Raw genomic sequence first — 11674 nt, 5'->3', positions numbered from 1 at the left:
CCCGTCCGCCGCTCAGCCCCCCATCGCCGGAACCGGCCCCCTCAGCTTTTCTATGGATTGCCGGAGGTCCTCCAGCATGAAGGGCTTGGCCAGCATCGCCACGCCCGGGTAGGCGTCGAGCAGTTCCAGGGCCGAGGTGTCGCTCCGGCCCGTGGTGAGCAGCACCGGCAACTCCGGACGCAGGGTCCGCAGCTGCGGGAGGGTGCCGGCGCCGCCGAGGCCCGGCATGTTCATGTCCAGGATGACGAGGTCGGCCCTGAGGCCCCGCTCGAGCTCCGCGAGGCAAGCCTCGCCGCAGGTCACGGTCCTGGCCGTGTGGCCCAGGACCTCCAGCACCTCCTGGATGGAGGTGAGGATCATCTCGTCGTCGTCCACCACCAGGACCTCCAGGGGGCCGGCGTCGGTCATGGGAAGGGGGCCGGCTGGGCCCGCGCTGGGGGGGAGCGGCTCGCCCGCGGGGAAGCGCAGGGTGACCACGGTGCCCGATCCGGGGCGGCTGCGGATCCCGATTTCGCCGCGGTGGGCCTTCACGGTGCCGTAGACCATGGACAGGCCCAGGCCCGTGCCCTTGCCCTGGGGCTTGGTGGTGAAGAAGGGTTCCATGGCCCGGGAAAGGACGTCGGGCGTCATGCCCGTTCCGTCGTCTTCCACGTGGATCTCCACCCACCCGGCGCCGGCGTTCCGGGTGCGCAGCGTCAGGGTGCCGGCGGTGGGCATGGCGTCCCGGGCGTTGACGCACAGGTTCAGGAACGCGTTGGCGATCGCCCCGGCGTCGCCGCGGATGGGCTGCAGGTCCGGCGCCAGGTCCATCTCCAGGCGGATGCCGGCCAGGAGGGTGCCTTCCAGCAGCTCAGCCTCCTCCAGGAGGATCGCGTTCAGGTCCAGGTCCTTCTCCTCGGTGGCGGTGGCCCGGGCGAAGGTCAGCAGCCGCCGGACCATCTTTCCGCCGCGGACGGCGGCCTTGGCGATGGTCTCGAAAGCCCCGTAGCCCGGGGTCTCGGCGGGCAGGGCCTTGAGCTTGGCCGAGGCCAGGCTCAGGATGGCGCCCAGCACGTTGTTCATGTCGTGGGCGATGCCGCCCGAGAGGTTGCCCAGGCTCTCCATCTTCTGGGCGTGGGCCAGCTGCTCCTCCAGGGACCTGCGGATCTCCCGGGCCCTTTTCTGCTCGGTGATGTCCTCGGTGAACGAGATGTAGTTGGTGACGGCGCCGGAAGGGTCCCGCACCGGGGCGATGGTGGCGCGCTCCTGGAAGGGTTCGCCGTTCTTGCGCAGGCTGGAGAACTCGCCCACCCACACGTCGCCCTGGGTGAGGGCCTCCCGGATGTGGACGAAGCTCTTGAGGGGGGTGGTGGGCGCCTTCATGAAGAGCGGGTTCTTGCCCAGGACCTCGGACCGGGAGTAGCCCGTCAGGTCCGAGAACCGCGGGTTCACGTACTCGATCCTCCACTCGGGGTCCATGATGACGATGCACAGGGGGCTCTGCTCCACGGCCGTGCTGATGCGGCGCAGGGAGGCCTCGGCCAGCTTGCGCTTCCCGTCGAGCTCCAGGTGGTCCAGGGCGAAGGACGCGTCGCTGGCGGCCTCCTCCAGGAGGGCGATCTCGTTGGCCCCGAAAAAGCCCTGCTCGTGGGCGTACACCACGAGGACGGCGCACACCTCGCCGGCCTTGCGGATGGGGAACGCCGCCGAGGCCGCGAAGCCCGAGCGCACCGCGGCCGCGCGCCGCGAGACGGGGGTGGACGGATCCAGCAGGTCGTTCTCGATCACGGGGCGCGCCTCCCGGAGGGCGGCTGACGCCGGGTTCCGGCCCAGGGGAGCGGAGCCGTTGCCCAGGCCCAGCACCTGGAGGTAGCCGTGCGTGTCCCCGAAGCTGCTGGCCACGCGCACCTCCTGGGTGGCCGTGTCGAACCAGCCGATCCAGGCCATGGCGAACCGGCCGTCCTCCACGAGCGCCTTGCAGATCTTGTCCACGAGGGCATCGGGGGTGCGGGCCCACACGATGGCCTGGTTGACGTGGCTGAGGGCGGCGTACAGCTGGGTGAGGCGCTCCAACTGGCGCGCCTGGGTCCGCAGGTCGGTGATGTCCCGGACCATGGCCAGGACGCAGGGTTCGCCGTCCACTTCGATGAGGCTGGCGGACACCAGGCCCATGAGGGCTTCGCCGTCCTTGCGGCGGAACCGGGCCTCGAATCCCAGGACCATGCCCTCCTCCGCCAGGAGTTCCCGGAAGTGTTCCCGGTCGCGGGTTTCGGCCCAGATCTCCAGGTCGCCGGGGCGGGCGGTGCGGCCCAGGATCTCCGCCTCGGCATAGCCGGTGGTCCGCGTGAAGGCCGCGTTCACGGTGAGGTAGGTCCCGTCCGAGAGCCTCGTGATGGAGACGCTGTCGGGGTTCGCGTGGAAGCTCCGGGAGAATTTCTCCTCCGAGGCCCGGAGCGTGTCGATGGCCAGCTTGCGCCGGGTGATGTCCGCGAAACTCACCAGGACGCCGCCCCCGGGCAGGGGTTCCGCGGAGACCTGGAGCCACTGCCTGCGGCCATCCTTGCCGGCCCACACCAGTTCCTTGCCCCGCACCGGTTGCCCCGTGCGCAGCGCGACCCGGCCCGGCGCCTCCTCCAGGGCGAGGATCGACCCGCCCTGGGCGAACAGCCCCGCCTGGCTTCCCTCGAGGCCTCCCGCCAGGAGCGCCTCCCGGTCGAGGCCCAGGATCCGCGACGCGGCCTGGTTGGCCTCCAGGTACTCGCCCTCCGGGCCCAGGAGGAGCACCCCCTGGTGCAGGGCGTCGAACAGCGGGGTCCAGCCGGACAGGGCAGGGCGGACCTGCCCATCCTGGGGGTCGATCAAGCGTGGAGTGAGCACTTCACGTTCCTTGGAAAATCAAGTTGTCATAAGCCGCGAAGTGCCCAGGCGGGTTACAAGTTGACCGGAGCACGCCGATTTGCTGGTAACAGAGTCTCATCACTGGGAAGATATTCCCAGGATTTCATCAACGCGCACGGGGCCTTTTCCGGGGCCCTCCGGAGTGACTAGCCGCACCAAAGGAAGCCATGAAGTTCGACGTCCCAACCCTGGTCTTCATCCTGAGCCTGGTCAACCTGACGCAGGTCGTGGCCATCCTCATCCAGGTGCGGGTCAACCGCGCCTACCGGGGCATCGGGTGGTGGCTCGTGGGTTCCCTGTGCGCGGCCCTGGGGTTCGTGACGCTCTCCCTGGGGGTGGTGAAGTCGTTGGCGTTCGTTGCGGTGGTGAGCATCCCCCTGCTGATGCTCGCGCGGATCTGCCTTTTCGTCGGGACGAGCCGGTATCTGGGCGAAAAGGTTCACAAGGTCTGGGTGGGATCCTCTTTCTTCCTGCTGGCGGCGGTGTACTACTACTTCCTAGTGATCCATGAGGCCATCGCGTGGCGGACCGTCACGGGCTCCCTGGGGATCGGGACCTACTCCCTCCTCACCGCCCGGATCCTCTTCCGGAGCTGCCGGGGCCGGTACACGAACGTGTCGGCCTTCACGGGAGGCCTCTTCCTGTTCGCGGGCCTGCAGCTCTTCTACGTCGCGGTCGACACGGTCCTGTCCGGGCCCATGAAGTCCTACCACGACTACGCGCTCCCCCAGGTCATGCTGTTCGTCATCCCTTCCATCACCAGCATCCTGTGGACCTTCGGGTTCATCCTCATGGTCAACCAGCGCCTGGTGGCCGACAACCAGGGGGAGAAGGAGAACCTGCGGCGCATGTTCAACGCCCGTCCCGACGCGGCCCTGCTCATCCGGGTGGACGACGGGGTGGTGGTGGACGTGAACCAGGGCTACCTCCAGATGACGGGCCAGGACCGCGCGGCGATCCTGGGGAAGCCGGTCCGGGAGGTCTGCCGGTGGAAGCATCCGGACGAGCACGACGCGTTCCTGGCCGCCCTGGGGACCGACGGGCAGTGCGAGAACCTGGAATACGCCTTCCTCCACGAGGACGGCACGGAATTCATCGGCATGGTCTCGGCCCGGATCCTCTGCCTCAATGGGGTTCCCCACATCCTCAGCGTCACCCGGGACATCACGGAGCGGCTCAAGGTGGAGCGGGAGCGGGCGGAAATGGAGGCCACCTGCCAGCGGCTGCAGAAGGCGGAGAGCCTGGGGCGCATGGCCGGGGCCGTCGCCCACCACTTCAACAACCAGCTGCAGACCGTCATGAGCAACCTGGAGATCCTGGGAAACCCGCCCGGGTGACGGACCCCACCCGGGTCCTGGCCCGGGCGAGGCAGGCCACGGACAGGGCCGCGGAAATGAGCGGCCTGATGCTGGTCTACCTGGGGCAGACCCTCCATGAAAAGGCGCGCCTGGACCTTTCGGACCTCTGCGAGGACGCCCTGGGGGCCCTCCGGGGCCAGCTGCCCGGAACCGTGGAGGCCTCCGGGGACTTCCCGCGGCCGGGGCCGGTTGTCCTGGCCAACGGGGACCAGCTCCGGCAGGCGCTGTCCAACCTGGTGCACAACGCCGTGGAAGCCCTGGGGTCCCACCCGGGCGCCCTCCGGCTCCGGGTCCGGACCCTGCCCGCCGGGGATTTGCCGGCCGGGCACCGCTTCCCCATCAACTGGCAGCCCCAGGCCCCGCGCTACGCCTGGGTGGAGGTGACCGACACCGGGACCGGCATCCCCGAGGGGGACATCGAGAACCTGTTCGACCCCTTCTACACCACCCGGTTCACGGGCCGCGGCCTGGGCCTGCCCGTGGCCCTGGGCATCGTCCAGGCCCACGGGGGAGCCGTGACCCTCTCCAGCCGGGTGGGGGAGGGCAGCACCTTCCGGATCCACCTTCCCCTGGAGGCTTGAGCCGGCTCAGGACACCGGGCGGGATGCCACGGCCCCGGCGGCGGTGCGGGTTCCGGTGCGCGGCTCGCTCCCCTTGCGCAGGGACGGGGGGAATTCGAGGTGGAAGGTGGTGCCCGCGCCGGGCTGGGATTCCACCCGGATCTGCCCGCCGTGGGCTTCCACGATGTTCCGGGCCATGGCCAGCCCGAGGCCCGTGCCCTGGCCCCGCGGCTTGGTGGAGAAGAAGGGCTCGAAGACCCGCGCCTTCACGTCCTCGGCCATGCCGCAACCGGTGTCCCGCACCTCCAGGCCCACGAGGGTTTCGGTGCGCCAGGTGCGGAAGGAGAGCAGGCCGCCCCCGGGCATGGCGTCCCGGGCGTTCATGCCCAGGTTCACGAGCACCTGCTGAAGCTTCTGGGGTTCGCCGAACAGGAAGGGGGTGTCGGGGTCCAGGTCCTTTTCCACTTCGATGGAGGGGCCCAGGATGGGCCGGAGCAGGGCGACCGCTTCCTGGACGGAGGCGTTCAGGCTCATGAGCTCCCTTCCGCCCGGGTCCACCCGGCTGTAGTTCAGGAGTCCGCGCAGCACTTCGCCGCACCGGGAGGCGGCCTCCTCGGCCTGGCGCAGGCGGGGCTGGAGCTCGGGATGGTCGCCGTACAGGGTCTGGCAGAGGGCGATCTGGCCCAGGACCACGGCCAGCTGGTTGTTCACGTCGTGCATGATGCCCGGCGCCATCATGCCCACCGAATCCACCCGCTGGCTGTGCTCGGCGTGGCTCAGGAGGAGGTTGCGCTCCTGGAGGGCGCGGCCCGCCACCCTGAGCTGCTGGCCCACCTGCTCGATTTCCCAGATGTCGGAATGGTAGTCCTCGCTGGAGGAATCGGCGGTGGTGGGCGTGCTGGCCTCGATGGCCAGGTCGCGCATGGGCCGCACGATGCGGCGGTGCAGGTCCAGGAAGCTCCAGGCCACGGCGAGGACGATGGCCAGGGCCAGCAGGAAGACGGCGATGCGCCGGGTGGGGAGGCCGGGGAACAGGTCCGTCTCGGGGATCGCCACCTGCAGGTTCATGCGGGGCTTGCCTTCCGCGGTGTAGGCGCCGGCGACGCCCACCAGGGCGCCGCTGGAGGGCTTGACGGCGTTGGGCCCCGGGGTCCCCCCGGGCAGGAACGCGGGAGGGACCGGCATGAGCTGGTGGTCCAGGCGCGCGGCCAGGGACAGCATGTCCGGGATCCGGGGGGGGACCAGGAGCCGCCCGGCGGGGTCCGAAACCACCAGGCGGGTGCCCGGGGTCGGCTGGTGCTCCCAGATCAGGTGGGTCAGGTCCTCCAGGGCCATGTCCACGGCCACCACGCCCTGGAGGGTGCCGCGGGAGTCCCGCACCGGAACGGTGAAGGTGTAGCCCCCGGCTCTGGACCGCACGAACCGGTAGGCCTCCGGGGTCCACGCGGGGGCGGCCTGGGCGGACCCGAACCGGAACCAGTGGCGTTCCCTCGCGTCATAGGTCTCGCGGTCGTCCCCCTGCGCGGGCACCCAGTGCCCGCCCCGCAGGACCTCCCGGCGCGGGACCCGGCCCGCGCGGAAGAGGATCAGGTTCCATTCCCCCTCCTTCCTCACGATGCAGGCGGAATCGCCATCCGGCCGGCTCAGGATGAGGTTGGTGACCATGGCGCCGTTGTCCAGGAAGGTGATCACGTTCTGGAGCTTCGCGGGGTCGTCGAGGCTGCCGCGCTCCTGGGCCCACCAGGCGCCCAGGGCCAGCCCGATGGCCTCGGCCCGGGACATCTCCCTGGCGATGGTCCGGTCCATGAGGACCAGGGATTCCCGGGCGCGGGCCTCCACCTGGATGCGGGGGGAGTGGACCAGGCTCCACCACCAGAGGCTGCCCACCGCCGTGGCGCACAAGGCGGTGAGGACGATGGCTTTCCACAGCACCAGACTGGTGGGACGGGACATCCTTCGGGTTCTCCGGGCAGGTCGGTTTTCCGGTGTGGACTGGGCTGGGGATCGGCCGCCGCACAGGTAGACCGTCCAAAACACATGGAACTCGATTACAGCAGACCCCAAGTCTACACGACCTCCCGGGACGGGGGCCAGGTACCGGCGGGCGCGGCGGAAGGGCTTGCGGAAGTCCGGAGGTCGGGCGCATCCTGGCGGATGAACAACCAACCAACCCAGGAGGATCGATGCCCAGCCGGCCCAAACTTGTGAAGATCGCCATCACCTACGAGGCCGACGGACGCCAGGTCACGGTGGACGTGGACCCCGCCAAGGTTTCCGCCCTTTTCTGGACCGACAACACGGTGGAGAACCTGCTGGCCAGCTACTACCGCTCCGGCCTGCCCAACCCCACCGGCCAGACGGATTCCGGCGTCCTGGCCGCCTGGAACACCGCCAAGGAGGACGGCACCCTGCCGCCCTTCATGGTCAAGTACCCGGAGTGCGGTTCCGGTCCCGGCATCATCTGAGGGCCGCGAGGCGGGTGCGGGCGGCCGCCGCCACCAGGGGGCCCCGTTCCAGGCCCCGCCCATAGGCCTCCCGGGCCCTCGCCATGGCGAGGGCCCGTTTCTCGTCGGCGCCTTCCTCCTGGGCGGCCAGGGCCTCCAGCGCGCCCAGGCGGAGGTAGCCTTCGCCGTAGGACGGGTCCAGCGCCACGGCCTTGCGTGCCGCCCGCAGGCCCCGTTCCAGCACGCCGGAGCGGGGCAGGGCGGCGGCCCAGGCCTCGTAGAGCTCGGCCAGGACGCCCCAGGTCACCTGGTCGCCCGCGACGGACAGGTACCGCACCAGGTCCGCCTCGGCGCGCTGGAACAGGGGCAGGACCCGGGCGAGGGGCTGGTGGGAGAGCTGCCAGCGGGCTTCCACCAGGTCGCACTGGGCGCGGTGGAACCGCGGGTAGGGGGCCCGGGGGTTCCTGCGGACCGCCTCGGCGAGCCCGGCCCGGGCCGCGGCGAGCTCGCCCAGGGGGGACCGCCCCTGGGCGGCCTCGGCCTTGGCCAGGTCCAGGTGGCAGGCCGCCAGGTCCACCAGGGCGGCCACCAGGTCGCCCTTCAGGCGCAGGGCCCGCTCCAGGGACGTGCGGGCCTGGCCCAGGGAGGGCCGGGGGTCCTGGCCCGAGGTCAGCTGATACTCCCCCAGGAGCTTGGCGGCGACGCCCAGGTAGTAGTGCGCGTCCACCAGGCTCGGGTCCAGGCGGATGGCCTCCTCCAGGGCATGGATGGCGTTCCGGGCGCTCGTGGAGGGATCCCGGCCGTGGATCAGCTCCTGCTCCGCCCACTCCTCGTGGGCGGCGCCCAGTCCCATGTGGAAGGTGGCCAGGTCCGGGTAGGCCTTCACGGCCTGCTCCATGAGCCTTCGGCCGGCCTCCCAGTGCGCGGCGTAGTCCAGGCCCCGCTGGGCCTTGTACACCATGAGGCGGAGGTGGATCCGGCTGAGGGCGGGCAGGAGCTGGGGGTCGTTGGGGGTCGCGGTGACGGCCTTGGCGCCCGCCTCGATGGCGTTCTCCCAGGGTTCGATGGGATTCCCCCCCGCCCGCCAGCGGACCAGGGCGATCTCGCCGAAGGCGGCCATCCGGGTTTCATGGACCGCGGCGTAGGAGGGGTCCCGGCGCAGGGCCTCGTCGCTGGCGAACAGCGCCCGGCCCAGTTCGTCCATGGGGTCCTTGCCCTGGTTGTTCAGGACCCGGGCCCGGGCGAAGTGGAACCAGGCTTCCAGCGCCTGGGCCTCGAGCCGGGTGGGGTCCAGGGCCTTGGCCCGGTCCAGGGCCGCCAGGCCCCGGGCGAAGGGCACGGCGGCGTCCTCCCCCAGCTGCCAGTCCTTCTCCATGGCCAGGCGCCAGGCGCGGGCCTCGCCCAGGCACAGCCCCGGATCGCTGGGGGCCATGGCCTGGGCCGCCTGGAAGCAGCCCACCGCGGCGTCCAGGAGGCCCCGGAAGGCTTCCGGGCGGGCGGCTCCCGCCTGCTCCAGGAGGATGTCCCCCTCCAGGCCCTTGGCCTCGTAGAACCAGGGGGTCTGGTTGAAGGAGGCCCGGGCCTTGGCCAGCGCCTCCTCGAGGTTGCTGCCGTAGAAGGCGAGCAGGGCCTGGGTGTAGTCCGCGGATTCCAGGGCCGCGCTCCGGCCCTGCTCCAGGTGGAAGAGGGCGGCGCTGCGCAGGCCCTGGTCCGCGGCCCGGCGGCGGGCCTCCCGCATCCGGGGGTCGGGGAGCTTGCGGATCTGGTCCAGCTCGGCCTGGTACTGGTAGCCCAGGATGCGCCCCTGCATGTAGGAGGCCTCCGGGGACCGGAATCCGCGGGCCAGGGCGCTTTCCATGTATTTCCCCGCCCGGGCCAGGTCGCCCATGGCCAGGTAGCCCCGGGCCAGGGCGTAGGCGGCCGGGCCCGCGATCACCCGGGAGGGGCCGGCCACGTTGGGCTCCAGCTGGGCCATGCGCCAGCGCACCTGGGCCATCTCCTGCTGGATGTCGTGGGCGGGAAGGAGGTGGGCATAGCGCATGAGCGCCTCGTAGCGCTCCGCCTCCTGGCCGAAGCGCTGGGCCCACCCCGCCTGGGCGGAGGCCTCGCGCCGGGCCTGGACCTGGAAGCCCGCCAGGGTCAGGATCGCCGCCAGGGCCGCCGCGGAAACGGCCACCACGGCCTTGTGCTTCTGGGCGAGCTTGCGCGCCCGGTAGGCCAGGGTGGGCGGATGGGCCTGGATGGGCTCCCCCTCCCGGAATCGCCGCAGGTCCTCGGCCAGGGCCAGGGCGGAGGCGTAGCGCCGCCGGGGCTCCTTCTCGAGGCACTTGCCGATGATGGTAGCCAGGTCCCGGGGGACGGACGGCACCAGCTGGCGCAGGGGGCGGGGCGCCTCCTCCAGGGTCGCCTTGATCCAGGACAGGCCGGTGCGCCCCGCGAAGGGAGCCTGGCCGGCCAGGAGGGCATAGAGGGTGGCGCCCATGGCGTAGATGTCCGCGGGGACGCCCACCTCGCCGTCGAGGCCGGCAGCCTGTTCGGGGGCCATGAAGCCCGCGGTGCCCAGCACCACGCCCTGCTGGGTGAGGCCCGTGCTCTCCAGGGACCGGGCCAGGCCGAAGTCCAGGACGTAGGGCTTCAGGCCCCGCTCGTCCTCCTCCACCATGATGTTGGCCGGCTTGAGGTCGCGGTGCATGAGGCCCTGGCGGTGGGCCGCGTGGATGGCGGCCGCCACCGTCTCCATGACCGAGGCCAGGTCGCGGGGCGTGAGGTCCTTCCGGGCGTCGGACAGGGTCCTGCCCTTGATGAGCTGCATGGCGATGAAGACCTGGCCGTTGAGCTCGCCCACCTCGAAGACCTTGCAGACGTTGGGGTGGTCCACCTTCGCCTGGTTGCAGGCCTCCTGGAAGAACCGGCGCATGTGCCGCGGGTCGTCCCGGGCCAGGAACTTCAGGGCCACCTCCCGCTTGAGGACCAGGTCGAAGGCCCGGTAGATGCGCCCCATCCCCCCCTGGCCCAGGGGCTCAAGGTCGGCGTAGTGGCTCCAGGAGCCCGGCTGCGCCGTGGGCGCCCCCGGATTCACGCCCGCCTGGGTGGGCAGCGAGCCGAAGGCCAGCGCTCCGTCACCGCGCCCTTCCTGCGTCGCATCCTCCGGATTGTGCCGCGTCCTTTCGTCCTCGTTCCATTCCTGCATGGCTCCAAGTCTACCCGGCGGCCACGACGAACGGCCACCCGGCCTAGCGCCAGGTTCAGGCGATCCCGCAGGACCTCCTCCCGACGTTCAGGACGGCTTGACCGGCCAGGGGAACCACGCCTCCGCATCCGCGTCGCAGCACCGTTCCCAGGACTTTCCTTCAGTGAAGAACTCCTCCCGGTCGCGATCGCAGGCCTTGAAGCCCACCAGGCGGTCCTGGGGCTTGGGCGGGAGGGGCATGTGCATCCAGTGCGTGGGGAAGCAGGGGACGTGGAACCCGGTCCCGTCCGCGTCCCGCATCCATTGCCCGTCCTGGCACCGCATGGCGGCGGCCAGCATGGTGTCCACTTCGTCCTGGGCGAAGGCCCCGCGTCCGATCAGGATGCTCCCGTCCTTGGGGGCGGATTCGATAAGCCTCCACTCGCTCATGGTCACCTCAAACTACCTGTTTGTCCCATTATGAGGTGATGACCACGGCTTTGGGTCACAAGGGCCCAGGCGATGACCGTCGGCTGGCCCATTGCCGAATTCACTTGCGCTTGCCGAAGACCTCCAGGTAGTCCCGCACCGCCACCGGGTCCCCCTCCCGCTGGATGGGACCGAGGAAATTCTCGTAGCTGTGCTCGGCGAACTCCCCGCCGTGGGACATGTTGGCCAGGATGTAGCCGATGAATTCCTCCTGGCGATGCTGGATGTATTTCTTGAAGGGACGGGTGAGGGTCCCCAGGAGGGCGCTGTCCAGGGCCGTCCAGGCCTGCAGGTGGCTCTGGAAGCCCTTGGGCCCATGCCAGTAGGTGTAGATCACCACCATCTTCGCGCTCACGGCGAAGGGGTTGCCCATGCGCCAGCGCTCCACCCGCCCGTCGATGAGGTACACCCGCCTGCCGGGCTCCCGGTGGGCAAGGGTGAGGGTTCCCTTGAGCCCCCGGGTGTCGTCCACGATCAGGCCGCTGTCGGGCAGGGGGAACGCGAACAGCCGGGGCGCGAACTGGCATTCCCGCCACATGGCCGCCGCCAGCCGCGGGTGGTCGAAGAGCTTTTCCATGGTGGAGACCCGCACGTCCACGGGCGGGGTGGTGGTCTGGAAGGTGAACTGCGGCTTGCGGAGGATCTCCTCGGCCAGGATCCGGTTCGGCAGGTCCATGCGGTCCAGCGGCACCTGGCCGAAAAGGGACGTGGTTGAGAGAACGAGGGCGAGGGCCCGGCCGACGATGTCCATGCTTCAACCCTAGTCCCATCGCGGCT

The 11674-nt window shown here is 70.6% G+C and carries 8 protein-coding genes; 3 read left to right on the top strand and 5 right to left on the bottom strand.

What is annotated here, in order from left to right; translation table 11 throughout:
* Nucleotides 1-12: 12 nt before the first annotated feature.
* On the bottom strand, nt 13-2856 hold the full coding sequence (locus ACZ5LB_RS06175; RefSeq protein ID WP_464605305.1) for a PAS domain S-box protein: 2844 nt from the start codon (nt 2854-2856) through the stop codon (nt 13-15).
* Nucleotides 2857-3044: 188 nt separating this feature from the next.
* Between ACZ5LB_RS06175 and ACZ5LB_RS06170 the strand changes: the two genes are divergently transcribed.
* Both ACZ5LB_RS06170 and ACZ5LB_RS06165 read left to right on the top strand, forming a co-directional pair.
* Entirely contained in the window at nt 3045-4214 is a 1170-nt protein-coding gene (locus ACZ5LB_RS06170; protein ID WP_464605304.1) for a PAS domain S-box protein, read from the top strand.
* Entirely contained in the window at nt 4211-4816 is a 606-nt protein-coding gene (locus ACZ5LB_RS06165; RefSeq protein ID WP_464605303.1) for an ATP-binding protein, read from the top strand. The genes ACZ5LB_RS06170 and ACZ5LB_RS06165 overlap by 4 nt, the downstream gene beginning before the upstream one ends.
* 6 nt (nt 4817-4822) lie before the next feature.
* Here ACZ5LB_RS06165 and ACZ5LB_RS06160 read toward each other — a convergent pair whose 3' ends face one another.
* Nucleotides 4823-6748 (bottom strand): sensor histidine kinase, encoded by a 1926-nt coding sequence (locus ACZ5LB_RS06160; RefSeq protein ID WP_464605301.1) that lies wholly within the window; start codon nt 6746-6748, stop codon nt 4823-4825.
* A 230-nt stretch (nt 6749-6978) separates the two neighbouring features.
* Between ACZ5LB_RS06160 and ACZ5LB_RS06155 the strand changes: the two genes are divergently transcribed.
* Complete coding sequence (locus ACZ5LB_RS06155; protein WP_464605300.1) at nt 6979-7260, top strand: hypothetical protein; 282 nt, start codon at nt 6979-6981, stop codon at nt 7258-7260.
* On the opposite strand, the gene ACZ5LB_RS06150 is transcribed toward ACZ5LB_RS06155, so the two are convergent.
* From ACZ5LB_RS06150 to ACZ5LB_RS06140, 3 genes are all read right to left on the bottom strand, one after another.
* Nucleotides 7253-10429 (bottom strand): protein kinase domain-containing protein, encoded by a 3177-nt coding sequence (locus ACZ5LB_RS06150; protein ID WP_464605299.1) that lies wholly within the window; start codon nt 10427-10429, stop codon nt 7253-7255. The two genes, ACZ5LB_RS06155 and ACZ5LB_RS06150, sit on opposite strands and share 8 nt — an antisense overlap.
* A gap of 87 nt (nt 10430-10516) precedes the next feature.
* Complete coding sequence (locus tag ACZ5LB_RS06145) at nt 10517-10858, bottom strand: hypothetical protein (RefSeq protein WP_464605298.1); 342 nt, start codon at nt 10856-10858, stop codon at nt 10517-10519.
* Between the two features lie 100 nt (nt 10859-10958).
* Nucleotides 10959-11648: a hypothetical protein gene (locus ACZ5LB_RS06140; RefSeq protein ID WP_464605297.1), complete on the bottom strand. Its 690-nt coding sequence runs from the start codon at nt 11646-11648 to the stop codon at nt 10959-10961.
* Between the last annotated feature and the right edge of the window lie 26 nt (nt 11649-11674).

It is taken from the genome of Mesoterricola sp. MK458 (assembly GCF_055384935.1).
This window is presented reverse-complemented; position numbering and strand designations above follow the sequence as displayed.